This window comes from Mycobacterium liflandii (assembly GCF_022354805.1).
GTDB lineage: Bacteria > Actinomycetota > Actinomycetes > Mycobacteriales > Mycobacteriaceae > Mycobacterium > Mycobacterium marinum.
The window spans coordinates 2,462,722-2,488,077 of the sequence record NZ_CP023138.1 but is presented as its reverse complement, the minus strand read 5'-3'; the positions used below and the strand labels follow the sequence as shown (position 1 = coordinate 2,488,077).

Annotated in this window: 20 protein-coding genes and 2 pseudogenes; 4 read left to right on the top strand and 18 right to left on the bottom strand. The window is 66.4% G+C overall.

What is annotated here, in order from left to right; translation table 11 throughout:
- Window positions 1-12: 12 nt before the first annotated feature.
- The 5 genes from CKW46_RS11340 to gatC all read right to left on the bottom strand — a co-directional run bounded on the left by CKW46_RS11340 (window position 13) and on the right by gatC (window position 5,180).
- Window positions 13-612 (bottom strand): flavin reductase family protein, encoded by a 600-nt coding sequence (locus tag CKW46_RS11340; RefSeq protein WP_015355118.1) that lies wholly within the window; start codon window positions 610-612, stop codon window positions 13-15.
- Window positions 613-648: 36 nt separating this feature from the next.
- Window positions 649-2,157 carry an Asp-tRNA(Asn)/Glu-tRNA(Gln) amidotransferase subunit GatB gene (gene gatB / locus CKW46_RS11335; protein ID WP_015355117.1) on the bottom strand — a complete coding sequence of 503 codons (1,509 nt, stop codon included), beginning with the start codon at window positions 2,155-2,157 and terminating at the stop codon, window positions 649-651.
- A 114-nt stretch (window positions 2,158-2,271) separates the two neighbouring features.
- Window positions 2,272-3,303 carry an ATP-dependent 6-phosphofructokinase gene (locus tag CKW46_RS11330; protein ID WP_011740013.1) on the bottom strand — a complete coding sequence of 344 codons (1,032 nt, stop codon included), beginning with the start codon at window positions 3,301-3,303 and terminating at the stop codon, window positions 2,272-2,274.
- Between the two features lie 99 nt (window positions 3,304-3,402).
- Window positions 3,403-4,884 carry an Asp-tRNA(Asn)/Glu-tRNA(Gln) amidotransferase subunit GatA gene (gatA, locus tag CKW46_RS11325; RefSeq protein ID WP_012393519.1) on the bottom strand — a complete coding sequence of 494 codons (1,482 nt, stop codon included), beginning with the start codon at window positions 4,882-4,884 and terminating at the stop codon, window positions 3,403-3,405.
- Window positions 4,881-5,180, bottom strand: a complete 300-nt coding sequence (gene gatC, locus CKW46_RS11320) for an Asp-tRNA(Asn)/Glu-tRNA(Gln) amidotransferase subunit GatC (RefSeq protein WP_011740011.1) — start codon at window positions 5,178-5,180, stop codon at window positions 4,881-4,883. The genes gatA and gatC overlap by 4 nt, the downstream gene beginning before the upstream one ends.
- A gap of 157 nt (window positions 5,181-5,337) precedes the next feature.
- Between gatC and CKW46_RS11315 the strand changes: the two genes are divergently transcribed.
- Entirely contained in the window at window positions 5,338-5,994 is a 657-nt protein-coding gene (locus tag CKW46_RS11315) for an ACT domain-containing protein (RefSeq protein WP_117435207.1), read from the top strand.
- Between the two features lie 10 nt (window positions 5,995-6,004).
- On the opposite strand, the pseudogene CKW46_RS11310 reads toward CKW46_RS11315, so the two are convergent.
- From CKW46_RS11310 to CKW46_RS11285, 6 genes and pseudogenes are all read right to left on the bottom strand, one after another.
- Window positions 6,005-8,900 (bottom strand): annotated as a pseudogene (locus CKW46_RS11310) (MMPL/RND family transporter).
- The gene (locus CKW46_RS11305) at window positions 8,897-9,328 is read right to left on the bottom strand and encodes an MmpS family transport accessory protein (RefSeq protein WP_015355114.1); all 432 of its coding nucleotides are present in this window, start codon (window positions 9,326-9,328) and stop codon (window positions 8,897-8,899) included. The pseudogene CKW46_RS11310 and the gene CKW46_RS11305 overlap by 4 nt, the downstream one beginning before the upstream one ends.
- Before the next feature lie 172 nt (window positions 9,329-9,500).
- A pseudogene (locus CKW46_RS11300) lies at window positions 9,501-10,108 on the bottom strand (TetR/AcrR family transcriptional regulator).
- A gap of 57 nt (window positions 10,109-10,165) precedes the next feature.
- A complete protein-coding gene (ligA, locus tag CKW46_RS11295) occupies window positions 10,166-12,229 on the bottom strand; it encodes an NAD-dependent DNA ligase LigA (protein WP_015355113.1) in 2,064 nt (687 codons plus the stop codon).
- Window positions 12,230-12,518: 289 nt separating this feature from the next.
- Entirely contained in the window at window positions 12,519-14,015 is a 1,497-nt protein-coding gene (locus CKW46_RS11290; protein WP_252872234.1) for a B12-binding domain-containing radical SAM protein, read from the bottom strand.
- Between the two features lie 325 nt (window positions 14,016-14,340).
- Window positions 14,341-15,354, bottom strand: coding sequence for a uroporphyrinogen decarboxylase/cobalamine-independent methonine synthase family protein (locus CKW46_RS11285; RefSeq protein ID WP_015355111.1), 1,014 nt, complete (start codon window positions 15,352-15,354; stop codon window positions 14,341-14,343).
- Window positions 15,355-15,477: 123 nt separating this feature from the next.
- On the opposite strand from CKW46_RS11285, the gene CKW46_RS11280 reads away from it, so the two are divergent.
- Complete coding sequence (locus CKW46_RS11280; protein ID WP_482053161.1) at window positions 15,478-16,080, top strand: sensor domain-containing protein; 603 nt, start codon at window positions 15,478-15,480, stop codon at window positions 16,078-16,080.
- Here CKW46_RS11280 and mnmA read toward each other — a convergent pair.
- The 7 genes from mnmA to CKW46_RS11245 all read right to left on the bottom strand — a co-directional run bounded on the left by mnmA (window position 16,077) and on the right by CKW46_RS11245 (window position 22,622).
- Window positions 16,077-17,168, bottom strand: coding sequence for a tRNA 2-thiouridine(34) synthase MnmA (gene mnmA, locus CKW46_RS11275; RefSeq protein WP_011740003.1), 1,092 nt, complete (start codon window positions 17,166-17,168; stop codon window positions 16,077-16,079). The genes CKW46_RS11280 and mnmA overlap by 4 nt on opposite strands.
- On the bottom strand, window positions 17,165-18,346 hold the full coding sequence (locus tag CKW46_RS11270; RefSeq protein ID WP_011740002.1) for a cysteine desulfurase family protein: 1,182 nt from the start codon (window positions 18,344-18,346) through the stop codon (window positions 17,165-17,167). Before CKW46_RS11270 ends, mnmA begins: the two co-directional genes overlap by 4 nt.
- 60 nt (window positions 18,347-18,406) lie before the next feature.
- Window positions 18,407-18,907, bottom strand: a complete 501-nt coding sequence (locus tag CKW46_RS11265; RefSeq protein ID WP_117435177.1) for a DUF427 domain-containing protein — start codon at window positions 18,905-18,907, stop codon at window positions 18,407-18,409.
- A 79-nt stretch (window positions 18,908-18,986) separates the two neighbouring features.
- The gene (locus tag CKW46_RS11260) at window positions 18,987-19,823 is read right to left on the bottom strand and encodes a lysophospholipid acyltransferase family protein (RefSeq protein WP_134427150.1); all 837 of its coding nucleotides are present in this window, start codon (window positions 19,821-19,823) and stop codon (window positions 18,987-18,989) included.
- Window positions 19,823-20,683: a GNAT family N-acetyltransferase gene (locus CKW46_RS11255; protein ID WP_012393509.1), complete on the bottom strand. Its 861-nt coding sequence runs from the start codon at window positions 20,681-20,683 to the stop codon at window positions 19,823-19,825. Before CKW46_RS11255 ends, CKW46_RS11260 begins: the two co-directional genes overlap by 1 nt.
- Window positions 20,684-20,826: 143 nt before the next feature.
- Window positions 20,827-21,783, bottom strand: a complete 957-nt coding sequence (locus CKW46_RS11250; protein ID WP_011739999.1) for an electron transfer flavoprotein subunit alpha/FixB family protein — start codon at window positions 21,781-21,783, stop codon at window positions 20,827-20,829.
- A gap of 47 nt (window positions 21,784-21,830) precedes the next feature.
- The gene (locus CKW46_RS11245; protein WP_015355106.1) at window positions 21,831-22,622 is read right to left on the bottom strand and encodes an electron transfer flavoprotein subunit beta/FixA family protein; all 792 of its coding nucleotides are present in this window, start codon (window positions 22,620-22,622) and stop codon (window positions 21,831-21,833) included.
- A 273-nt stretch (window positions 22,623-22,895) separates the two neighbouring features.
- On the opposite strand from CKW46_RS11245, the gene CKW46_RS11240 reads away from it, so the two are divergent.
- Together CKW46_RS11240 and CKW46_RS11235 are read left to right on the top strand one after the other, a co-directional pair.
- Window positions 22,896-23,714, top strand: a complete 819-nt coding sequence (locus CKW46_RS11240) for a class I SAM-dependent methyltransferase (RefSeq protein WP_011739997.1) — start codon at window positions 22,896-22,898, stop codon at window positions 23,712-23,714.
- Window positions 23,711-25,306, top strand: a complete 1,596-nt coding sequence (locus CKW46_RS11235) for a 1,4-alpha-glucan branching protein domain-containing protein (protein ID WP_482053160.1) — start codon at window positions 23,711-23,713, stop codon at window positions 25,304-25,306. Before CKW46_RS11240 ends, CKW46_RS11235 begins: the two co-directional genes overlap by 4 nt.
- The last annotated feature ends 50 nt before the right edge of the window (window positions 25,307-25,356 follow it).

Sequence of the window (25,356 nt, the reverse complement as noted above, 5' to 3'; positions counted from 1 at the left end):
ACTAGGGCGCGACTAGGGATAGTCGAGGGTGAATCGCACGCCGTATCGGCGCGTCACCTCAGCGGGTTTGTGGAACCGGGTCGGCTCCTCCTGGCCGGGTTCGAAGTCCTCAATATCGAGGTCGGACAGGTAGAGCAGTTCTTCCGGGGCATCGGGAGCCCAGACAGCAATCGGCTCCAGCAGGTAGGCCACGTGGTCGCCAACGTCGCTGCGGCTCAAGATCTTGCCGACGAACCACGCGGCCGCATCGTCGAGAATCGGCATGCCGTAGGGACCGGCGCGCCACGAGCAACGTTCGAATTTGTCAGCCTCCTCGCCCGCTTGGCTGCCGAAGAGTTCGGCCAGGGCCTGGTGACGACGGGCCAGCACGTGCACCGCGACACAGTCGGAGAGGCTCGCCGGCTCCACCATGCGGCTGGTGGTGGGCATCCCGATCATGAAACTTGGTGGCTGCACGCTGGTCTGGGTGGCAAAACTGACCAGGCAACCCGACGGGACCGCGTCGGCCTGGGTTGTCACCACAAACACCGGCACGTCCAGCATCGCCATCATGTCTTCGAACGGTTCACCGACCACATCAACATCATGGATGCACAACGCCGGTTGTGACACTCTTTCTCACGATTGGTCAGCGAACACTCAGCGAAGCTAGGCCTGGCCGCAGGCCACCAGCACCAACTCCCGCACCCGAGCCGCATCGGCCTGGCCGCGGGTGGCCTTCATCACCGCCCCGACGATCGCGCCGGCGGCCGCGACCTTGCCGGCGCGAATCTTTTCCGCCACTTCCGGATTGGCGGCCAGGGCCTCATCAACCGCCGCCTGGGTCAACGAATCGTCGCGGACCAGTTCCAGGCCACGGGCGGACATCACCTGGTCGGGCTCACCTTCCCCGGCCAGCACGCCCTCCACGACCTCGCGGGCCAGTTTGTTGGACAACTTGCCCGCTTCCACCAATGCCACGACGGCCGCGACCTGAGCCGGGGTGATGGCCAATTCGTCCAGGCCGATGCCGGCCTCATTGGCCTTTTGCACAAGGAAGTTGCCCCACCACGAGCGCGCCTCCTTGCTCGAAGCGCCATGCGCAATGGTCGCGGCCACCAGGTCCACCGCGCCGGCATTGACCAGATCGCGCATCACCTCGTCGGAGATGCCCCACTCTTGCTGAATTCGCTTGCGGCTCAACCACGGCAATTCCGGAATGGTGTGGCGCAATTGCTCCACCAATTCGCGGCTGGGTGCGACGGGCTCCAGGTCGGGCTCAGGGAAGTACCGATAGTCCTCCGCCGTCTCCTTGACCCGTCCCGGGCTCGTGTAGCCGGCCTCGTGAAAGTGCCGCGTCTCCTGGGTGATTTGCCCACCGGCCTCCAGGACGGCAGCTTGGCGCTGCATTTCGTAGCGGACGGCAACTTCAACGCTCTTGAGCGAGTTGACATTCTTGGTCTCGGTCCGAGTACCGAATTTCGCTGCGCCTGAAGGCTTTAGCGACACGTTCGCATCGCAGCGCATCGAACCCTGATCCATTCTCACGTCGGATACGTCCAATGCCCGCAATAGGTCTCGCAACGCCGTCACATAGGCCCGCGCGACCTGTGGCGCCCGGGCACCGGCACCTTCGATGGGCTTGGTGACGATTTCGATGAGCGGCACACCGGCGCGGTTGTAGTCGATGAGCGAGGTCGTCGCTCCGTGGATACGGCCCGTCTCGCTGCCGAGGTGGGTGAGTTTGCCGGTGTCCTCTTCCATGTGGGCACGTTCGATCTCTACCCGCCAGGTGCTGCCGTCTTCGAGCGGCGCTTCAAGGTAGCCGTTGATGGCGATCGGCTCGTCGTACTGCGAAATCTGGTAGTTCTTGGGCATGTCCGGGTAGAAGTAGTTCTTCCGCGCGAAGCGGCACCAGGGAACGATCTCGCAGTTGAGCGCCAACCCGATGCGAATCGTCGACTCGACAGCGACCCGGTTGAGCACCGGCAACGATCCGGGCAGACCCAGGCAGACCGGGCAAACTTGCGTGTTGGGCTCGGCGCCGAACGTGGTCACGCAGCCGCAGAACATCTTCGTCGCGGTGGACAGCTCCACGTGTACCTCGAGGCCTAGCACCGGATCGAAGCGTGCAATGACCTCGTCGTAATCGAGCAGCTCAGCGCTAGTGACCGTCATGTCGTTCGATCCTAGTGGTGGTTGCGAAACCGGCGAAGCCGGGCGAAGCGGGCCACCACCGACAAGCCCCGTGGTGGTCGCGAAACCGGCGAAGCCGGGCGAAGCGGGCCGGCCTCAGCCGAAGAACTCAGCGGCGTCGTCGTAGCGGCTCTGCGGTACCAGCTTGAGCTGTCGAACGGCGTCGGCCAGGGGTACACGGCCGATGTCCTGACCGCGCAGCGACACCATCTGGCCGTATTCGCCCGCATGTGCGGCGTCAGCGGCATTGACGCCAAACCGGGTCGCCAGCACCCGGTCGTAGGCCGTCGGCTGTCCGCCCCGTTGCACGTGGCCCAGCACGGTCACCCGGACATCCTTGTTGATGCGCTTTTCCACTTCCCAGCCGAGCTGAGCGGCGACGCCGGTGAATCGTTCGTGACCGAATTCGTCGAGTCCGCCCTCGCGCAACTGCATCGAGCCCGAAACGGGCTTGGCGCCCTCGGCGACCACACAGATGAAGTGCGAATCGCCTCGCTGGAAGCGCTGTTTGACCAGACGACACACCTCTTCGATGTCGAAGGGCTGCTCAGGGATGAGCGTCATGTGTGCGCCAGATGCCAGCCCGGAGTTCAGCGCGATCCAGCCCGCATGCCTACCCATCACCTCGACCAGCATCACCCGCTGGTGGGATTCCGCGGTGCTGTGCAGCCTGTCGATGGCCTCGGTTGCCACCATCAAGGCCGTGTCGTGGCCGAAAGTCACATCGGTGCAGTCGATGTCGTTGTCGATCGTCTTGGGCACGCCGACCACCGGAACGTTCTCTTCGGACAGCCAGTGCGCGGCGGTCAGCGTGCCTTCGCCGCCGATCGGGATGAGCACGTCAATGCCGTTGTCGTCTAACGTCTGTTTGATCTGGGGCAACCCGGCCCGCAGTTTGTCGGGGTGTACGCGGGCGGTGCCGAGCATCGTTCCGCCCTTGGCCAGCAGCCGGTCGTTGCGGTCGTCGTTGCGCAACTGCAGCCGCCGGTTCTCCAGCAACCCGCGCCAGCCGTCCTGAAATCCGACCACCGATGAGCCGTACCGGGCGTCGCAAGTGCGCACCACCGCCCGGATCACCGCATTCAGCCCTGGACAGTCGCCGCCTCCCGTGAGTACTCCAATCCGCATCCCTTCATCTTGCCTGGGGCGGCGACCATTGGCGCGAGCAGACGCAAAATCGGCCGAAATAGGCTGGATTGGCGCGATTCTGTGTCTGCTCGCGCGGAATCAGATGGCGCTGGGTAGCGGGCCTCGGGCGGCCTCGTAGGCCGCGCCCACCCGGTAGAGCCGGTCGTCGGCCAACGCCGGCGCCATGATCTGCAGCCCCACCGGCAGCCCGTCATCCGGAGACAATCCCGACGGCACCGACATGCCGCAGTGCCCCGCCAGGTTCAGCGGCAGCGTGCACAGGTCGAACAGGTACATCGCCAGCGGATCGTCGACCTTCTCCCCGAGCGGAAACGCGGTGGTCGGGGTCGCCGGCGAAACCAACACGTCGACTGATTGATAGGCCTCGTCCAGATCGCGTGCGATCAGGGTGCGAACCTTCTGCGCCTGGTTGTAGTAGGCGTCGTAGTAGCCCGCCGACAACGCGTACGCGCCGATCATGATGCGGCGTTTGACCTCGGGCCCGAACCCGGCGGCCCGCGTCATGGCCATCACCTCTTCGGCGCTGTGGGTCCCGTCATCGCCGATCCGAAGCCCGTAGCGCATCGCGTCGAAGCGCGCCAGGTTGCTCGACACTTCCGACGGCAGGATGAGGTAGTAGGCGGCCAGCGCATGGTCGAAGTGCGGGCAGTCGACCTCGCTCACCTCGGCGCCAAGCGCGGTCAGCTGCGCTACCGCGGCCTCGAACGAGGCCAGCACTCCGGGCTGGTAGCCGTCGCCCCGCAGCTGCTTGACCACCCCGATGCGCACGCCGCGCAGGTCACCGGACGCGCCGGCCTTGGCCGCGCCGACCACATCGGGTATCTCGGTTTCCAAAGAGGTGGAGTCCTTGGCGTCGTGACCGGCGATCACCTGGTGCAGCATGGCGGTGTCCAGCACGGTGCGCGCGCACGGCCCCCCTTGATCCAGGGAGGAGGCACAGGCCACCAGCCCGTATCGGGAAACGGTGCCGTAGGTGGGTTTGACACCGACGGTCGCGGTCAGCGCGGCCGGCTGGCGGATCGACCCGCCGGTGTCCGAGCCGATGGCCAGTGGAGCCTGGTAGGCGGCCAAGGCCGCGGCGCTACCACCGCCGGAGCCGCCGGGTACCCGGTCGAGGTTCCATGGGTTGCGGGTCGGGCCATAGGCGGAGTTCTCCGTCGAGGAGCCCATCGCGAACTCGTCCATGTTGGTCTTGCCCAGAATCGGGATTCCGGCCGCGCGGAGCCGCAGGGTGAGCGTGGCGTCGTACGGGGAGCGCCAGCCTTCGAGGATCTTGGACCCGCAGGTGGTGGGCATGTCGACGGTGGTGAACACGTCTTTGAGCGCCAGCGGCACCCCGGCCAGCGCCGACGGCAGCCGCTCCCCCGCGGCCAGGGCGGTATCGACGGCCGCCGCCGCAGACAGCGCCTCGTGCGCCCCGATGTGCAGGAAGGCGTGGTACCTGTCATCGGTCGCCTCGATCTGGTCCAGGCAGGCCTGAGTCAGCTCGGTCGCGGACACCTCTTTTGCGGCAATCTTGGCGGCCAGCGTGGCGGCATCGGATCGGATGAGGTCGGTCATTCGCTATCCCCCAGAATCTGCGGAACGGCGAAGCGGCCGTCAACCGCTGCGGGCGCCTCGGCCAGCGCCTCTTCCTGCGTCAGACACGGCGCCGTCTGGTCTGCGCGCATCACGTTGACGTCTTTGAGCGGATTATCGGTGGCTTCGACGCCGGTGACGTCGACGGCCTGGATCTGGCTGACGTGCGTCAGGATGGCGTCGAGTTGACCAGCGAAGCTGTCAAGCTCATCTTCGGTCAACGCCAGACGGGCAAGCCGGGCCAAGTGGGCCACCTCGTCGCGGGAGATCTGGGACACGAGCGAAAAGCCTAACCGCGCCCGTCGGGCCGGTTTCACGCCCGTCACCGAATGCGACGCGATGCCCGTCTCCCGAGCAGTTCGAGGCGGCCGTGATGCGGCCCGATCGTGTCCTGCCGAAATGCCCCACGCGCATCGCTGTGCAACAGTGATGCGCGTGCCTTCGTATCTGTTGCGCATCGAACTGCTGGACCGTCCAGGCAGCCTGGGGTCGCTGGCGATCGCACTCGGTTCGGTAGGTGCTGACATCTTGTCGCTCGACGTCGTCGAGCGCGGCTGTGGATATGCAATCGATGATCTGGTCGTCGAGCTTGCTCCGGGCGCCATGCCGGACGCATTGATCACCGCCGCGGAATCCCTCAACGGCGTCCGAGTGGACAGCGTGCGTCCGCATACCGGCCTCTTGGAAGCCCACCGTGAGCTGGAGCTTCTTGACCACGTCGCCACGGCGCGGGACAACACGTCCCGGCTGCAGGTTCTGGCCAACGAGGCGCCCCGAGTGCTGCGGGTCAGCTGGTGCACGGTGCTGCGCAGCGTCGAGGGCGAGTTGCAGCGGTTGGCCGGAAGCCCGGGCGCCCCGGAGACGCGTGCCGCTTCGGCACCGTGGCTTCCGATCGAGCAAGCCAAACCGCTGGACGGAAGCGCCGAGTGGGTGCCAAAGGTCTGGCGCGATATGGACACCAGGATGGTGGCCGCGCCGCTGGGCGACCAGCACACTGCGGTGGTGCTGGGGCGGCCCGGCCCGGAATTTCGGCCCTCGGAGGTGGCTCGGCTGGGCTATCTGGCCGGGATCGTGGCCACCATGCTGCGCTAGCGCGGCGCGGCTAGTGCGATTCTTTGGCAACCACCGGGTCGTCGTCTTCCCATAGCAGCAGTTGACGAACGGCCGTCCGTGGACCGTAGGGGCGCAGCATCTGACTGGCCGGACGGGGGCGCACCCGCAACGGCCACCAGAACCAGCGCCCAAGCAGCGTGGCGACCGACGGTGTCATGAACGAGCGCACGATCAGGGTGTCGAACAACAGGCCAAGACCGATGGTGGTTCCTATCTGACCGAGCACCTGAAAACCGCTGAACACGAAGGCGCACATGGTGACGGCGAACACCAGGCCGGCCGAGGTGACCACCGAGCCGGAGCCCGCCATGGCACGGATGATCCCGGTCTTGAGTCCGGCACCGATCTCCTCTTTGAACCGTGAGATGAGTAGCAGGTTGTAGTCGGATCCCACGGCCAAGAGCAGGATCACGGCCAGGGCAAGCACCACCCAATACAGCTTGATGCCAAAGAGGTACTCCCACACCAGCACCGACAGGCCGAATGAGGCCCCCAGTGACAGCGCAACCGTGCCTACGATGACCAGCGCGGCAACCAGGCTTCGGGTGAGAAACATCATGATCAGCAAGATCAGGCTCAGCGCCGCGATCCCGGCGATCATCAGGTCGTACTTGGCGCCGTCTTGGATGTCGTAGTAGGTGGCCGCGGTGCCGCCGAGGAAAAACTGCGCCCCGGCCAACGGGGTGCCCTTGACGGCTTCGTGGGCGGCCTTCTTGATCGGGTCGATGTGCGAGATGCCCTCGGGGGTGGCGGGATCACCTTCGTGGGTGATGATCATGCGGGCCGCCTTGCCGTCAGGCGAAAGGAAAAGCTTCAGACCGCGTTTGAAGTCGGGATTATTGAAGACCTCGGGCGGCAGGTAGAAGGTGTCGTCGTTCTTGGCCATATCGAAAGCCCGGCCCAGTGCCGTGGCGTTTTCGATCGCTGCCGCCGTCTGCGCATAGATGCCCGACAGGGTCGCGTAGTTCGCCATCAGCAGTTCGCGATTGGTCTCCTGGCTGGCGATCTGGGGTGGGATCAAGCCCAGTTTGGGCTGCAGCGCGTCGAGCCGGTCCAGGGTCGCCGTGAGGTCCTCGAATTTCGATGTGAGCTGGTCGATCCCGTCGAGCGCGTCATAGATCGACCGCAGCGCAAAGCAGACCGGGATGTCATAGCAATGCTTCTCCCAATAGAAGTAGCTGCGTATCGGCCGGAAGAAGTCGTCAAAATTCGCGATCTTGTCGCGCAGCTCTTTCATCGTCGCGATGGTGTCGTGGAAGTTCTCGGCCTCGCCGTGCGTCGTGGCCGCGAGTTCCTGCTGCAGGGCGTATTGCTTGTTCAGCAGGTCGATCGTGGTCGATAGTTCGCCGGCCTGCTTGAGCAAGTCGTTCGCGCGATCTCTTTGGTAGGTGAGGTTTTCGATCTGATTGGCGCTTTGCGCGCTCATCTGAAACGCCAGCGAACTGTGATCAAGCGGGGTGCCCAACGGCCGGGTGATCGACTGCACCTGGGCGATGCCGGGTACATGAAAAACCGCCTTGGCCACCCGGTCCAGGATGAGCATGTCGGCCGGGTTGCGCAGGTCGTGATCGGTTTCGATCATCAGCAGCTCGGGCTCCAACCGGGAGCGGGAAAAGTGCCGCTCGGCGGCCGCGTATCCGACGTTGGCCGCGGCGCTGGAGGGCATGTAGGGGCGCGTGTCATAGCTGGTCTTGTATCCCGGCAGGGCCAGCAGACCCGCCAGCGCCAACGCGCATGCCACCACCAGAACGGGGCCGGGCCACCGGACGATCGCGGTGCCGATCCGCCGCCAGCCGCGGGTTCGCATCGCGCGTTTGGGCTCGAAGACGCCCACCGCCGAGCCCAGCGTCAGCACCGCAGGCCCCAGGGTCAGCGCGGTCAGCAGCGCAACCAGAATGCCCAGTGCGGCTGGGATACCCAGGCTGTGGAAATAGGGCAACCGGGTGAAGCTCAGACATGCCACGGCACCGGCAACGGTCAGGCCCGAGCCCAGGACGACGTGGGCGGTACCGCGAAACATCGTGTAGAACGCGGTATCTCGTTCCTCGCCGGCAGAGCGGGCCTCCTGATAGCGGCCGACCACGAAGATCGCGTAGTCGGTTCCGGCGGCGATGACCAGCAGCGTGAGCAGATTCGTTGCGTAGGTTGAGAGCCCGATGATTCCGGCATTTCCCAGCACGGCGACGATGCCGCGGGCGGCGGCCATCTCGATGAGCACGGTGAGCAGCACCAGCAGCGTGGTGAGGACGGAGCGGTAAACGAAGAACAGCATCACCGCGATCACCCCGACGGTGATCGTGGTGACCTTGGCGGTCCCCTTGCTGCCCACCTCGAACTGATCCGCGATCAGGGGCGCGGGGCCGGTGACATATGCCTTGATACCCGGCGGCGCCTGGGTGTGCTCGACGATGTCACGGACCGCGTCCACCGACTCGTTGGCCTGCGCCGAACCGAGGTTTCCCGTCAGGTAGACCTGCACGTAGGCGGCCTTGCCGTCGGCGCTCTGCGCGCCCGCCGCGGTGAGCGTGTCGGCCCCAGAAGTCTTGTACATGCTCGACGTGCTTGGTGTCTTGTTCGAGCTTGTGAATCAGGATGTCGTAGAACTTGTGGGCGTCGGCGCCGAGCGGATTGTCGCCTTCGAGCACCACCATGGCCGAGCTGTCGGAGTCGAACTCACCGAACACCTTGCCGATTCGCTTGGTCGCCTGCAAGGACGGCGCATCGGGGGAATTCATCGCCACGTTGTGGGTCTTGCCGACGTCCTCCAGCTGTGGCACCGAAGCGTTGGTTATCGCGGCAAGGGCCAGCCACAGCAGCACGATGGGCACCGCGAGCCGGCGGATCGCGTGCGGGATGCGAGGCGGCGTGGGCTGCTGGTCACTCATCCGGACTTGTCCAGACAGAAGGTGTAGGCATCGGGGGTGTTGACGATCCGCTCGTCCTTGACTTCACCGTTGACCGTGATCCGGCAGCCAATGGTGCCGCCGTTGCCCTGCGCCACCACGTTGCCCAGAACCGCCGGCTCCGTGGTGGTGATGGTGAAGGACCAGGGCAGCGGCGCGTCCGCGACTTGCTGGGGTTGAGCGTTCACGTCGAGGTAGTTGATGGTCGCCACGGCCCCCGGGGCGCCGAACACATCCAGAACTACCTGTTTGGGGTTGAAGGGGACGATTTCATTCGAGATGCCGTTGGCGCCCGAAGCGTTGTTGTGCGACCCGAAAATTCCGTGCAAACGATAGATCGCAAATCCCGCGATCACGACGACGGCCACCGCGACAATCATCATCCACCCCCTTCTGACGAGGGCTTCCATTGAAATCTCCTTCACTTGTTGGCCTTTCGACGAGGGGCCGAAGCACCCGTGCCCGGGTGGCGGTGCACTTCAAGTGAGTTTGACTGCTATGACAGTACGGTACTGGACCGTACTGCACAAGAAACGTGCCTGTATCCTCCTGGCGCGCGCCGATCTCGCCGGGGCTCAACGGTCACCCGGTGGCTTGGGTCAGGCCGGCATGATGAAGTCGTCAACCAGAAGCTGCACCGTGTGAGGGGTCGGCGGCCGGTTGGGGATGATGGACCGGAAGATGAGATAGCCGGGCAACAGGTCCCAGAGTTCGTCGGTGATGGCCGCCTGGGTGATCTCCCCCCGGTCGACCGCCTGTTGCAGCACTTGCTGGATCAACGCCTTGCGCTGATCCACGAATTGACGCTGCAGCGCGTCACTGAGCGCGGGGTGCCGCGACACCTCGACGAGCACCGCGCGGATGGTGCTGGCTTGTTGGTGGGCCTGGCCGCAAATGCCCTCGCCGATCTTCACTAGATCGTCGCGCAGCGAGCCGGTATTCGGCGCGACGGCGACCTGTCGCACCCCCTCGATGAATGCCGCCAGCACCAATTCGGCCTTCGACGGCCAGCGCCGGTACACGGTGGCTTTGCTGGCCCGGGCGGTGTTGGCAACGGCGTCTATCGTCAACCGGTCGTAGCCATGTTCTTGCAGCAACTGCAACGTCACCGCGAGCAACTCCGCCTCACGCGGCGACCACGGTGATACCTGCGCGGACCGGTCGGCAGTCTGCGTCATAGCGCCCACGATAGAACTCGCCGGTGGTAGCCACAATCGTCGCGGCCCGGTCGTCGGGGGTTGCGACCGCTAGGTCGGCTCCCCCACTTCGGCCGGGGGGCCCTGCTCCAACAACTTTCGAAACCCATCTTCGTCGAGGATGGGCACGCCGAGTTCGACCGCCTTGTCGTACTTCGAGCCGGGTGCGTCACCGGCGACGACGTAGGAGGTCTTTTTCGATACCGAACCGGCGGCTTTGCCGCCACGGGTCACGATCGCCTCCTTGGCCTCGTCCCGTGAGAATCCGGGCAACGAGCCGGTGACCACCACGGTTACCCCGGCCAGTGTGCGCGGCACACTGTCGTCGCGCTCATCGGCCATCCGCACACCGGCGGCCCGCCACTTCTCGACGATCTCGCGGTGCCAGTCGACGGTGAACCACTCCGAAACGGCGGAGGCGATCGTCGGTCCCACTCCCTCAACGGCGGCCAACTGTTCGGTGGTCGCGGCGACGATCGCATCGATGCTGCCGAACTCGGTGGCCAGTGCGCGTGCCGCTGTCGGTCCGACATGGCGGATGGACAACGCCACCAGCACGCGCCATAGTGGCGCCGCCTTCGCCTTGTCCAGATTGGCCAGTAGCCGCCGGCCGTTGGCGGACAAGTCACCGGCCTTGGTGCGGAACAGGTCGGTGCGAAGCAGCTCTTCCTCGGTGAGCCCGAACAGGTCGCCTTCATCGCCGATCACCCGCGCCGAAAGCAGCGCGGCGCCAGCCTCATAGCCCAGCATCTCGATGTCGAGGGCATTGCGGCTGGAGACATGAAAAACCCGCTCCCGCAACTGCCCCGGACAGCTGCGGGTATTCGGACAGCGGATGTCGGCGTCACCCTCCTTCTCCGGAGCCAGCGGCGTGCCGCACTCCGGACACGTTGTGGGCATGACGAATTCGCGTTCGGACCCATCACGGAGGTCGACCACCGGACCCAACACTTCGGGGATCACGTCACCGGCCTTGCGGATCACCACCGTGTCGCCGATCAGCACGCCCTTGCGCTTGACCTCCGACGCGTTGTGCAAGGTGGCTTGTGCCACCGTCGAGCCCGCGACCTTCACCGGCGTCATGAACGCAAACGGCGTAACTCGCCCGGTTCGGCCGACGTTGACCCGAATATCGAGCAGCTTGGTCTGGGCTTCCTCGGGCGGGTACTTGTACGCGATCGCCCAGCGCGGTGCCCGTGAGGTGGAACCGAGCCGCCGCTGCAGGGCGACATCGTCGACTTTGACCACCACGCCGTCGATTTCGTGGTCGACCTCGTGGCGATGCTCGCCCCAGTAGTCGATGCGCTCCTGTACCCCGGCCAGGTCGGCGACCAGCGTGGTGTGCTGAGAAACCGGCAGCCCCCAGGCCTGCAACGCCAGGTAGGCCTGGTGCAGCGTCGCCGGGCGAAAGCCTTCGGTGTGGCCCAGCCCATGGCAGATCATCCGCAATCTGCGCCGGGCCGTGACCGCCGGATCCTTTTGCCGCAACGACCCGGCCGCGCTGTTGCGGGGGTTGGCGAACGGTGCCTTGCCCTCCTCGACCAAGCTCGCGTTGAGCGCCTGGAAATCAGCCACCCGAAAGAACACCTCACCGCGGACCTCGAGCACCTCGGGCATGCGGTGGTCCTCGCTGTGGGAAAGCCGTTCCGGAACGTCCTCGATGGTGCGGGCATTGAGCGTGACATCTTCGCCGGTGCGGCCGTCGCCCCGGGTGGAGGCCCGGGTCAGCCGCCCCCCTTCGTACACCAGCGACAGCGCCACGCCGTCAATCTTGAGCTCACACAAATAGGCCGCACTGTCGCCGACATCGGCGTGGATGCGGCCGGCCCAGGCGGTGAGTTCCTCGGTGTTGAACGCGTTGTCGAGGCTGAGCATTCTTTCCAGATGCTCGACGGGTTCGAACTCGGTCGCGAAACCGGCGCCACCGACCAGCTGAGTGGGCGAATCGGGTGTGCGTAGCTCGGGATACTGTTCTTCGAGCGCCTCCAGCCGGCGCAGCAATTCATCGAATTCCGCGTCGGTGATCACCGGCGCGTCGCGCACGTAGTAGCGAAACTGGTGTTCACGCACCTGCTCGGCCAGTTCCTGCCACTGCCGCAACACCTCAGGAGTCATTGGCGATCAGGGGCACGACGTCCGCGCGGCGGACCCGGCGCCCCATCCCCCTTCCCATCCGTGCGTGCGGCCTCGCCGCACACGGCCTTGCGACGTCCACCCGGACCGCCGACATCTCGATTATCAGGCGCAACGCAGCCACAATACGTAGTTGCCGATCCGGGGACGTGGGGTGGCGGGGTCCTCGGGCAGCTATCGGACTGCCCGTGGGTTCTCAGTCCTGACCCGCTCGATTCCAGTCGGCCCCGGCTCGGTTGGCGCGCCAATCAGCCCGCAAGGCGCGGGATTGTCAGGTCAACGACAGCAGTTCCGGCGTCTGAGGGCCGCCGGGCGGCTCGAGTGTGCCGGTGCCGTCGGCTGCCGTTTGCTCAATTCGCGCGGCGATGACGTCGTCCCATTCGTCAAGGCGCGCCAGGAAGAACTTCTCGGCCTCGTCGTAGGGCAGGTCCGGGCGTGGCGCGATGAGCGAACAGACATCGGCATAAACACGCGCGGCCTCCGGGTCCACGAAGTCCCATTCACCCAGCGGCCATTCCTCGCGTAGATAGCCCAGATCCGAATACTCCTGGTATAGGGGTGTTCCCGGATACGGGGTGATCTTGCCCATGAACTTATAGGTGGAGATGAATTTTGTGGCCCGTAGCAGCCGCGCGGTCTCGCGCAATTCGTCCGGCTGCACCGTGGGATGAAACATGATGGTGCCCGGTATTACGTCAACGCCCACCTGCTGCAGTGCGTTGATCGTGTCGGCGGCATCTTGTCCGCGATTGATAATCTGTTTGCGGTACGCGCGGAGTTGATCATAAGAACCGGTTTCCAAGCCGACGAAAACCTGGCGCAAACCCGCTTTGTGCAGGTGTTTGAACAGTTCTAGATCCACCACGGAGTCCAGGCGGATATCCATCATGAACTTGACGTCAACGCCGCTGTTGATCATGGCGTCAGCAAACTCGGCCGCGCGTTGTTGCGAGCTGGGATGCTTGGAGATGAACAGGTCGTCGGTGATGCAGAGAAAGCCAATGTCGAAATCGGATTTCAGGTACGCGATCTCGTCGACCACCGCGTCAACCGACTTGGCCCGGTAGCTGTTGCGCCCGAGCATCGCCGACATGGCTCCGGTGCCGCAGAACGTGCAGCGGTAGGGGCAGCCACGGGTCGAAAAGACCGCGGCGGAAAAGCCATCGGCAAGAACGCTCGGCAACTCGTCGCGGGCCGGACGGGGCAGCTCGTCGAGGTCGATCAGGCGCGACGGCGAGCAGATGATCTGCCCGCGATCGTCCCGGCGGGCCAACCCGGGAACGTCGTCAAGCGCAGCGCCATTGGCCACGGCATTGGCGAGCTTGGTGAATCCGACCTCGGCGTCTCCAACGATCACGAAGTCAAAGCAGTCATGCTGGCGCAAAATCCGCTCGTAATTCAATGTCGCGATCGCATTTCCCAGGGCGATCTGCACGTCGTCCCAGGTCTCGCGAACGCGCTGCGCTAGCCACAGCACCTCAGGAAGGGTGTCGATGCACGAAAAGCCGACCAGCCGGGGCTTACCGCTGCAACGCACGGCGTTCTCGATGGCCGACCACGTTTCCTGTACCGAACTGTGCCCGGCAACGAGCCCGTTGACGGTGGCAATCTCGATCCCCTGGGTCTTGGCGTAAGCCTTGATCGACATCATGCCGAGGTGCTCCATCGGCATGGTGGAATACACCCACGGGTCGCCAAGCTTCTGCTCGCTCAAATAGGAGCGCCCATTACGGCGGGCACCGGGAGGATTGACAAGCAATATCGCCACTTCTGGACCCCACGACCGAAATCAGCAGTTGATAACCTGATTTTCACTCACGGTCTGCATGGCCCGAACCAACAGACTTCGCGCGAGCTTAACCCACACTCGCGAAAAAAATCAGGAATGGCTTTCGGCTCGCAGAATCGCCGTTGTCTCGCGAATCGATCACTCACCCATTCCGTTCCGTATGGGATATTTCCGAACCCTACTCACGCGAACGAGTGCGGTCTGTCCGCCAATCGGATGCATACACCCGTCGACCCGCATGTCCACCAATCAGCGGAACAGGGTGAGGTCTCCGCCAGGGCCACAGGCCCCGAACATCGCACCCTCAGATGGCATCGGGATCTCGAGCCAGGCCTTCGGCGGCCTTGCGGGCGAGGCCGATCGCGGTGCGGGCCCATTGCGGCGTCGCGCCGGCCAGACCGCAGCCCGGCGCGACCCCAACATGGTCGCGCAGCACCGTGCGGCCGAAGCCAAGCCGGTCGGTCACCGCGACCACGTCGGCGGCGACCTCTTCGGCCGAAGGCCGGCGGTCGGGAACGCTGGCGGGCACGACGCCGAGCACCACCGTGCGGCCCGAGTCGATGAACGCCGCGATGCTGTCCAAGTCCGCGGCGCGCAGTGTTGCGACATCCACCGACACCGCGCTGATACCACTGCGCTGCAAAAGATCCCACGGCAGCGCCGCCGCGCAGCTATGCAGCGCCACGTCGGCGCCGGCGGCCTCGACGCAGGTATCGAGCAGCCCCAGCGCCACCGCCTCGTCGAGTGCGGCGACCGGGGCCAGCGAAGTCACGCCCGTCAGCCGCCCCTCCAGGGCCGCCGGTAGCGTCGGCTCGTCGAACTGCACCACCACCGGTGTATCGAGACGGCGCGCCAATTCCGCCCGGTGGGCGGCCACTCCCTCGCCGAGCGAGGCGGCCAGATCACGCACGGCCCCGGGGTCGGTGATGGCCCGATGCCCGTTGCTCAACTCCACCCCGGCCGCCAGGGTGATCGGCCCGGGAGCCTGCACCTTGACCACCCGCCCGCCGCCCCGAAGGCCCGCGGTCTCCCAAGCTTCTTCCAGGGCGTCCATGTCCTCGTTGAGCATGCTGATGGCCCTGCGGGTCACCGCGCCGGGCCGCGACACAATGCGGTAGCCGCGCGGCACCGTGTCCAGGGCCAAGTCGACCAGCAGCGCGCCCGCCCGCCCGAGCATGTCGGCACCCACTCCCCTGGCGGGCAACTCCACCAGATAAGCCAGCGCATCCGCCAACTCGCCAACGACGACCTCGGCGGCCGGCCGCGCAAGGATGCCCGGCCAGGACCCGACGCCGGTCGCCGTTGCGAAAACACTCACTTGCCAACCGTATTCGACATCACATCGGTGGCACACAGCCAGGGGTGTTTACCGACGGACCGCCGGGGTAGGTTGCAAGCACAAAGGGGTGGCAGATGGCCAGGACTGATTCGACCGCTGTTGATGTGTTGCGCCACGCTCCTGGCAGCGGCGTGTACGCGAGTGGTGGACGGCGAAGCGCTACCCGCGTTCGGTGCGTCCGCCCCGGAGGCCCGGCAGGCCGGCGCCCTGCTATTGGACCAAACCCGGATGCGCGCGATCACCGGCGCCGGCGAGGACCTGACGATCATTCCGGCGATGGACGGCAGCTATCCGGTGGATATCGATGCCCTGGCAAAGACCGCGCCGGTGGAATGCCAGTTCATCTTCTCCGAGACCACCACCTTTGGACCCGACATCGCGGGGTTCCACAAGACCACCTTCCAAGATCCGCCAGATAGCGCTCTGATCTCCGAAGCCGCGGCGGTGTATCCGGACGCCGACATCGCCCGACGAGCCTTCGACGATCTGGTGGGCGCCGTCGGAAGTTGCGCAGACAGTTCCAGCGGCTGGTTGTTCGTCAGCAGCTGGAAAGCCGACGCCGACTCGCTGCGCATGCGCCCCGGTGACTGCGGCCGCGACTACCGGGTGCTTTCGGTGGCCCTGCTGGAAGTCACCTTCTGCGGGTTCCCGGATTCGGTCTCTGACATCGTGCTCACCAACATCGCCGCCAACGTGCCGGGCTAGGACACCGGCGAGCACGCCGAGGTTGCGGTGATGGTGGCACTGCCCAGCACCTCATCGCCGTCCGGATCGGGGCGGTACAACACCAGCGTCTGCCCCCGTGCCACCCCCCTCAGCGGGGAATGTAACCGCACCGACAGTTCGTCGCCGACCAATTCGGCTACCGCACTGGTGGTTTCACCGTGCGCACGCACTTGAACCGCACACTCGAGCGGGCCCGTCGGAGCGGTACCCGCGGTGAAGATGGGCGCCCGCCCTGTCAGCGCGTGCACCTGCAGATCGGCCACGTCACCGACCCGAACCGTGCCGGTTTCGGCGTCGATCGCCGTCACGTAGCGCGGGCGGCCGTCGGGCCCCGGCCCGGGGATCCCCAGGCCCTTTCGCTGCCCGATGGTGAAACCGTGCACGCCGTCATGGGTGGCCAGCACCGCACCGGCCGCGTCCACCACTGTGCCGCGACGAACCCCTATCCGCTCGCCCAGAAACGTCTGGGTGTTGCCCGACGGAATGAAACAGATGTCGTGGCTATCCGGCTTGTCGGCCACCGCCAGGCCGCGCCGGGACGCCTCTTCCCGAATCTGCGGCTTGGGGGTATCCCCGATCGGGAACATCGCGTGGCGCAGCTGCTCGGCGGTCAGCACCGCCAGCACGTAGGACTGGTCCTTGTCCTGGTCCACAGCGCGGCGCAGCCGCCCCTCGGATAGCCGGGCATAGTGGCCGGTAACCACCACGTCAAAGCCCAGAGCCAACGCTTTGGCATACAGCGCCGAGAACTTGATGCGCTGATTGCAGCGAATGCAGGGGTTGGGGGTCTCACCGCGGGCGTAGGAGGACACGAAGTCGTCGATCACATCCTCTTTGAACCTCTCGGCGAAATCCCATACATAGAACGGGATTCCAAGCACATCGGCGACCCGGCGCGCGTCGGATGCGTCCTCTTTGGAGCAACAACCCCGGGAGCCGGTACGCAGCGCGCCCGGCGCGGTCGACAGCGCCAGATGCACGCCGACGACGTCGTGGCCGGCATCGACCATGCGGGCGGCCGCCACCGATGAGTCGACGCCTCCGCTCATTGCGGCTAGAACTTTCACCAGGCCGCTCCCGCGGCAGCCACGGCGGCAGAGCGGGCGCGAGCCACCGCTGCGGGCAGCACCTGCAGCGCCGCATCGACGTCCGCCTCGACTGTCGTGTGCCCCAGCGAAAGACGAAGCGAGCCACGCGCGCTGGCCGGATCGGCGCCCATCGCGATCAGCACATGCGACGGCTGCGCGACACCGGCGGTGCAGGCGGATCCGGTCGAGCACTCGATTCCGTTGGCGTCCAGCAGCATCAGCAGCGCATCACCTTCGCAACCGCGGAAGGTGAAGTGCGCGTTGCCGGGCAGCCGTAGCGGATCGCGGGCACCATTGAGACGAACGTCGTCGATTTCGGCGAGCACCCCGGCAACGAGGCGGTCCCGCAACGTCTGCAGCCGCGCACTGTTGGCCTCCAGCCCGTCCACCGCGATCCGCGCCGCCGCCGCTATACCGACCGCACTGGCGACGTCGGGGGTGCCGGACCGGATATCGCGCTCTTGGCCACCACCGTGCAGCAGCGGCACACAACTGACGTCGCGTCGCATCAGCAGCGCCCCGGCTCCGGGTGGGCCGCCGAACTTGTGTGCCGTCACACTCATCGCCGCCAGGCCGCAGGCACCGAAGTCCACCGGTATCTGGCCGACGGCCTGCACGGCGTCACTGTGCATGGGGACACCGAACTCGGCGGCAACCCCGGCCAGTTCGGCGATCGGCATGATCGTGCCGACCTCGTTGTTGGCCCACATCACCGATACCAACGCGACATCGTCATGGCTCTCCAGCGCATCGCGCAACGCGCTGGCCGACACCGAGCCATCGGCGTCGGTGGGCAGCCAGGTCACCTCGGCGCCTTCGTGCTCAACCAGCCAGTCCACCGTGTCCAAAACGGCGTGGTGCTCCACCCGAGTCGTGACGATGCGCCGACGGGCGGGCTGCGCGTCTCGGCGCGCCCAGTACATTCCCTTGACGGCCAGGTTGTCGCTCTCGGTGCCCCCCGCGGTGAAAATCACCTCCGAGGGGCGTGCCCCCAGCTTGGCCGCGATCAGCTCGCGGGATTCCTCGAGGCGCCGGCGCGCAGCCCTCCCGGTGGTGTGCAGCGACGACGCGTTGCCCACGGTGGCCAGCACAGCCGTCATCGCCTCGATGGCGGTTGGATGCATCGGGGTGGTGGCGGCGTGATCGAGGTAGACCATGACTCGCTCCACGATACCGGCCAGGTCAGCGACCCCAAACTCCTGAGCCGGCGGCCGCGCTTACCACCCCATCGATCCGGGAATGCCTTTGAACGGGCCGACAATCCAGCTGGTGATCCATCCGCCGTAAAAACCGCCGGGTTGGGGCACCACCGGCTCGCCATTGACCGTGCAGCGGTCCACCTGGGCCGCCATCACCGCGATCGCACCAGCGATGGGCTGGAAGGGGTGGGTGGGGTTTGGGTAGGTCCATGCCGCGTGCGCGGCCTGTCGCGCCGGGGTTACCAGGTCGAAGTAGCTCGCTCGGCCCTTCCACTCGCACCATGAACCGCCCGCCGCCGGGCGCAACACACCGTCGCCGAACGCATCTTCGGGCAGGTAGTACGTGGGTGGGTGACTGGTCTCGAGCACGCGCCAGGCTCGGGTCGCCGACGCAATCGTCTGGCCGCCCAGCTCGATGGTGATCGAACCGGCGAACGGCTCCAACCGCGGCGGCCGGGGATAGTCCCACACCGACTCCTGGCCGCCGGCGGGCGGATCGGGTGTTGGCCATGTTGTCATGACGGCCTCCTGCACGCTGGGCTGACGGTCCCTGTCACCCATTGTCCACAGACACGTTGCCGCAGGGTGAGAGGCCTTTTCAGGCCACCAGCGCGGGCCGGTGTGCCGGGTGCGCCGCCCCAGCGTGCACTGCGGACTGGCAGCGGCTGGCCAGGGCCCGGCGATCGCGGCCCGGCAGTTGCAGGGAATCGACATGCACCGACGCCACGATGCGACGCACGGCGAGCACCCGGCGAACCGAGCGCGCCAGGGTGTCGTCTCCGACGAAGGCCGGGGTGGTCGAGATGGCCCCGTTGACGTGGTGATATGTCAGCCGCAGCGGCTGCACCGGACGGCCGGCGTCAATCGCGGCCTGAAACATCGCGGGATAGAAGCTGCCCGACGCCAGCCCGCACCAGGTGGTTCCTTCCGGAAAGGCCACCACGGTCTGTCCGGCGCGCAGCCGGCGGGCGACGGTGTCGACCACGCCGGGCAGCCGGCGCAGGCTGGTCCGCTCGATCGGAATGATTTTCAGCAGTCGGGCCACAATCTCGACCCCGGGTCCGGTGAACATGTCCGCGCGGGCCACAAATGAACCTGGCAGTACCGCGCCGATGGCAAAGACGTCCAGCCAGGAGATGTGGTTGCTGGCCACCAGAACCCCGCGCAGGTTGCGGATCGGGCTGCCCGACACCGTGATCCGGACACCGAAACAACGCAGGACCAGCCGGCAGTATGCGCGTTGGGCGTGGCTGCGGCCGGGCACCGGCACGCCGAGCAGCGGCAGCCCCGGCATCAGCAGCAGCGCCCAGACGATGCGCAACGCCACCCGCAGGGTGGCCGGTACCCGGCGGGGCACCGCCGGGTGGCCGAGGCTGACGCAGCTGATGTCGCACGAGGTGCGAGGCAGCCAGGAGTGCCCGGCCTCAGTGTTCATCAGGCCGCTCCGCCCGCCAGCTCGCCCGCCATTTCCGCGGCCGCGGACACCGATCTGAGCCGCTTGAGGTAGCGGATGTCGGCGTCACGCTTGCCGAGCAGCACACAGAAATCCCCCACCCCGAAGTCCGGATCGTGGGCGGGCTCGCCGCAGGCCTGCGCGCCCAGCCGCAGATAGCCACGCAGCAACGGCGGGATCGCCGGCCGCGGCGGTGGGGCAATGTCATCCAGGCTCTTGCCGTCGATGCGCACCGGCCGGTAGGGGTCCACCCGGTAGGAAGCCGGGTGGCGCCTCAGCACGAAGTCACGCACGCCCCGCAGCTCGCGGCCCGGCGTGATGCCGTCCCGGCCGGTTGGCTCGACGATCGGCACCGACACGCAGCCGGTTACGTAGTCGTAGTCACAGCGGTCCAGGTAGGCAAGAATTCCCGCCCACATCAACAGCACCACCGCGCCATTGCGGTGCCCGTCACGCACCGCGGCGCGACCCATTTCCACCAGCGACGGCCGCAGCGGGTCGAAGGCACCCACGTCGAACTCGGTAGCGGTATAGAGGCCTCCCGCGGCGATGGCCCCTGCCGGTGGCAACATCCGGTAGCACCCCACCAGCTCACCGGTGTCGTCGTCGCGGACCAGCAGGTGATCGCAGTACTCGTCGAAGCGGTCGACATCCCTGCGGTCGTCGGCCGCCGGTAGCGCGAAGCCCGGCGTGGCGGCGAACACGTCATAGCGCAGGCGCTGAGCGGCCTCGATCAGCGCGGAATCGGTGGACAGTAATAGGGAATAGCGCGGGCCGGCACCCGCATCGGTCGCCGGGCCACGCGGCTTGTCGCTGGGTATGAGAACAGAAGCGATGCTCATGCCACCAACGTGGCCTAACCGGTCAGCTAACCGGCATCAGCGCTGTGACATGTCGGTGCACGTCAGATGACGAAATGTCGCAGCCGACGATAACGGCCCCGCAGGCTTGCCTGCGGGGCCGTTACTACTACTGAATCGGCCGATCAGCCCTTGCGAGCCTTGACCCCCTCGGTCAATTGCGGGGCAACCTTGAACAGGTCGCCGATCACGCCGTAGTCGGCGATCTCGAAAATCGGCGCCTCTTCGTCCTTGTTGACCGCAACGATGGTCTTGGACGTCTGCATGCCCGCGCGGTGCTGGATCGCCCCGGAGATACCCAGCGCGATGTAGAGCTGCGGCGAAACCGTCTTGCCGGTCTGCCCCACCTGGAACTGACCCGGGTAGTAGCCGGAGTCGACCGCGGCACGCGAAGCACCGACCGCACCCCCCAGCGAGTCGGCCAGCGCCTCGACCACGCTGAAGTTCTCGGCACTGCCGACACCACGGCCACCGGACACCACCACCGTGGCTTCCGTCAGCTCGGGGCGGTCGCCGGCGACCGCCGGCTCACGCGAGGTGATCTTGGTGGCGTTCTCGGCAGGGGCCGGGACGTCCACGCTGACCTGCTCACCGGCGCCATCGGCCGGCTCGGCCTCGATCGCACCGGCACGCACCGAAATCACCGGGGTGTCACCGGTGGCCTGGGCCTCGACGGTGAACGCGCCACCGAAGATGGAGTGGACGGCCTTGCCACCGTCGTTGATCCCCACCACGTCGACGAGCAGACCCGACCCGATCCGGGCAGCAAGCCGCCCGGCGATCTCCTTGCCGTCGGCGGTGGCAGCCACCAGCACGGCCGCCGGGGCCGAGGATTCAGCCAGTCCCGCCAGCACGTCGACGAACGGGGTGATCAGGTACTGGTCGACGACGTCGGACTCAGCGACGTAAATCTTGGCGGCACCGGCCGCCTTCAGTCCGTCGACCAGCGGCGCGGCGGTGCCGGGGGCGCCGATCACAACGGCGGCCGGCTCACCCAACGCACGGGCGGCGGTGATCAATTCGGCGCTGACCTTCTTCAGCGCGCCTTCCGCGTGCTCAACGAGCACCAATACTTCAGCCATGGGGTTTATCGCTCTTTCGTCATTGGGCCTGAAATGCAGGGCACTCGCTAGATGATTTTCTGCGCAACCAGGTACTGCACGATCTGGTTGCCGCCTTCACCTTCGTCGGTGACCTTTTCACCGGCAGTCTTGGCAGGCTTCGGGGTCGACGACAGCACCGTCGACCCGGCGTTGGCCAGGCCCACCTCGCCGGCTTCAACCCCGATCTCGGCGAGGGTCAGCACGGTGACTTCCTTCTTCTTGGCGGCCATGATGCCCTTGAAGGACGGGAAGCGCGGCTCGTTGATCTTCTCGTTGACGCTGACCACAGCCGGAAGAGAGGCTTCCAGGGTGAACAGGCCCTCGTCGGTCTCACGCTCGCCGGTGACCTTGCCACCCTCGACCGACAGTTTGCGCACGTGGGTGAGCTGCGGCAGGCCCAGGTACTCGGCGATGATGGCCGGCACCGCGCCGCCCACGCCATCGGTGGACTCGTTGCCCGCGATCACCAGCTCGGTGCCCTCGATGGCGCCCAGCGCACGTGCCAGCGCCCACCCGGTCTGGATGACGTCCGAGCCGTGCATGCCGTCGTCCTTGAGGTGGACGGCCTTGTCCGCGCCCATGGACAGGGCCTTGCGGATCGCCTCGGTGGCGCGCTCGGGACCCGCGGTCAGCACGGTCACCGAACCCTCGCCGCCTTCGCGCTCGCGGATCTGCAGCGCTTCTTCCACCGCTCGTTCGTTGATCTCGTCCAGGACCGCATCGGCGGCCTCGCGGTCTAGCGTCCAGTCGCCCTCGGTCAGCTTGCGCTCCGACCAGGTGTCTGGGACCTGCTTGATCAGGACCACAATGTTTGTCATGGGTGTGGCTCGTCCTCCTCGAAGGAGTCCCGCAGCCGTCGACTGCAGGACTTCGGTCACGCGGTTCGCAACCGCACGGCATGTTACTAGGCGGTAACTTCTCGCGGTCTGCCCTCACACCTTAGCGGGTGGCAGTTGCTCAATTGCCCGCTCACCCCCCCATAACCCGCGGCTATCCCACCCCGCCAGACCCCCGCGTCGGGGGCTCGAGCATTCCTGGCATTTCTGGCTACGGTTCGCGAATCGGGCGCTAGGCACTAGCCTGCGTTAGCAATGAGCTCATTCGTCCCCGACGTTCCCGACCAGATCCCGACCGCCAGTGCGCCGCCGGTCGATGCGGTGTTGACGCTGACGGGCGAACGCACCATCCCCGATCTGGACATCGAGAACTACTGGTTCCGTCGCCACGAGGTCGTATACGAACGGCTGGCGCCTCGTTGCGAGGGCCGCGACGTGCTGGAAGCGGGCTGCGGCGAAGGCTACGGCGCCGACATGATCGCCGATGTCGCGCGCCGCGTTGTGGCCGTGGACTACGACGAGGCCGCGGTAGCACATGTCCGCCACCGCTACCCCCGGGTCGAGGTAATGCAGGCGAACCTGGCGGACTTGCCCCTTCCCGACGCATCGATGGACGTGGTGGTCAACTTCCAGGTCATTGAGCACCTGTGGGATCAGGGCCAATTCGTCCGCGAATGCGCGCGGGTGCTGCGCCCGTCGGGCGTATTGATGGTGTCCACGCCGAACCGGATCACCTTCTCCCCCGGCCGCGACACCCCGATCAACCCCTTCCACACTCGCGAACTCAACGCCGCCGAACTCACCGAACTGCTGCTAGAAGCGGGTTTTGCCGAGGTGACGATGTACGGGTTGTTCCACGGGCCGCAGCTGCGCGCGATAGATGAACGCCATGGCGGCTCGATCATCGACGCCCAGATCGCCCGCGCGGTCGCCGACCAACCGTGGTCAGCCGAACTGACCGCCGATGTCGCGGCGGTCACCACCGCGGACTTCGACATCATCGGGGCGGGGCTGGAACCCGCCCACGAAATTGACGACAGCCTGGATCTGATTGCGATCGCGGTGCGGCATTGACCAATTGGGACAACACCAATTCGCCAGACCGGGTGCCCGGGTTGTTCACCCTGGTGCTGCACACCCATCTGCCCTGGCTTGCCCACCACGGCCGATGGCCGGTCGGCGAGGAGTGGCTCTACCAGTCCTGGTCGGCCGCCTACCTGCCGTTGTTCCGGGTGCTGCGCACCCTGGCCGACGAGGGGCGCCGCGGGCTCATCACGCTGGGGATGACTCCGGTAGTCAACGCCCAACTCGATGACCCCTATTGCCTGGACGGAATGCATCACTGGCTGGCCAACTGGCGGCTGCGCGCGGCCGAGGCCACCAGCGTCCGGTCTGCGCCCGCATCGAAGTCGGCCAAACACCTCTCCTGCACACCAGAGGCCCTACGCGACTTCGGAACCCGCGAGTGCGCCGAGGCCGATCAGGCGCTTGACGACTTCGCCGCCGCCTGGCGCCATGGCGCAAGCCCGCTGCTGCGCGCCCTGATCGACGCCGGCACGGTCGAGTTGCTCGGCGGCCCACTGGCCCACCCGTTCCAGCCGTTGCTGAATCCGCGGCTGCGGGAGTTCGCGCTGCGCGAAGGTTTGGCCGACGCACGGCTGCGGATGGCGCACAGCCCATCGGGGATCTGGGCACCCGAATGCGCATACGCCCCCGGCATGGAGCACGACTACGCGGCCGCCGCGGTCAGCCATTTCATGGTGGACGGTCCATCCCTGCACGGCGACACCGCACTGGGCCGACCGGTCGGCGACACCGACGTGGTCGCGTTCGGGCGTGATCTGCAGGTCAGCTACCGGGTGTGGTCACCGAAATCCGGCTACCCCGGGCATGCCGCATACCGCGATTTCCACACCTACGATCACCTGACCGGCCTCAAACCGGCCCGCGTCACCGGCCGCAATGTGGCATCGGAGGCCAAAGCCCCCTACGACCCGCAGCGCGCCGACCGCGCGATCGACGTCCACGTCGCCGACTTCGTCGAAGTGGTGCGCGGCCGGCTGATTGCCGAGTCACAGCGCATCGGCCGGCCGGCGCACGTGGTCGCCGCGTTCGACACCGAGTTGTTCGGCCATTGGTGGTACGAGGGGCCGACCTGGTTGCAGCGGGTGCTGCGCGCCCTGCCTGCCGCCGGCGTGCGGGTGGGAACGCTGCACGATGCCATGGCCAACGGATTCGTGGGCGCTCCGGTCGAATTGCCCCCCAGCTCTTGGGGTTCCGGCAAGGACTGGCAAGTCTGGAACGGCCCCAAGGTGTCCGATCTGGTCCAGCTCAACTCCGAAGTGGTCGACACCGCACTGACCACCGTCGATAAGGCGCTGGCCCAGACCGCGTCCCTGGATGGCCCGATCCCCCGCGATCACGTCGCCGATCAGATCCTGCGTGAGACGCTGCTGACCGTCTCGAGCGACTGGCCGTTCATGGTGAGCAAGGACTCCGCCGCCGACTATGCGCGCTATCGCACGCACTTGCATGCGCACGCCACCCGAGAGATCGCCGGGGCGCTGGCGTCGGGCCGGCGCGACAACGCCCAGCGACTGGCCCAAGGCTGGAACCGCGCCGATGGCCTGTTCGGGGCTCTGGACGCACGAAGGCTGCCCAAGTGAGCGCGCCGGCGACCGACGAGCGTGCGCGGCTGTACAGCGACACGCCGCTG

Bases quoted from the DNA above. Each gene is read 5' to 3' on its own strand.
- CKW46_RS11240 (WP_011739997.1), top strand. From the start codon at position 22,896: ATGAGCTCATTCGTCCCCGACGTTCCCGACCAGATCCCGACCGCCAGT.
- ligA (WP_015355113.1), bottom strand. From the start codon at position 12,229: ATGACTCCTGAGGTGTTGCGGCAGTGGCAGGAACTGGCCGAGCAGGTG.
- CKW46_RS11250 (WP_011739999.1), bottom strand. From the start codon at position 21,783: ATGGCTGAAGTATTGGTGCTCGTTGAGCACGCGGAAGGCGCGCTGAAG.
- CKW46_RS11305 (WP_015355114.1), bottom strand. From the start codon at position 9,328: ATGGAAGCCCTCGTCAGAAGGGGGTGGATGATGATTGTCGCGGTGGCC.
- CKW46_RS11245 (WP_015355106.1), bottom strand. From the start codon at position 22,622: ATGACAAACATTGTGGTCCTGATCAAGCAGGTCCCAGACACCTGGTCG.
- gatA (WP_012393519.1), bottom strand. From the start codon at position 4,884: ATGACCGACCTCATCCGATCCGATGCCGCCACGCTGGCCGCCAAGATT.
- CKW46_RS11270 (WP_011740002.1), bottom strand. From the start codon at position 18,346: ATGGTCTACCTCGATCACGCCGCCACCACCCCGATGCATCCAACCGCC.
- CKW46_RS11265 (WP_117435177.1), bottom strand. From the start codon at position 18,907: ATGACAACATGGCCAACACCCGATCCGCCCGCCGGCGGCCAGGAGTCG.
- CKW46_RS11260 (WP_134427150.1), bottom strand. From the start codon at position 19,823: ATGAACACTGAGGCCGGGCACTCCTGGCTGCCTCGCACCTCGTGCGAC.
- gatB (WP_015355117.1), bottom strand. From the start codon at position 2,157: ATGACGGTCACTAGCGCTGAGCTGCTCGATTACGACGAGGTCATTGCA.
- CKW46_RS11255 (WP_012393509.1), bottom strand. From the start codon at position 20,683: ATGAGCATCGCTTCTGTTCTCATACCCAGCGACAAGCCGCGTGGCCCG.
- CKW46_RS11330 (WP_011740013.1), bottom strand. From the start codon at position 3,303: ATGCGGATTGGAGTACTCACGGGAGGCGGCGACTGTCCAGGGCTGAAT.
- CKW46_RS11280 (WP_482053161.1), top strand. From the start codon at position 15,478: ATGTGTTGCGCCACGCTCCTGGCAGCGGCGTGTACGCGAGTGGTGGAC.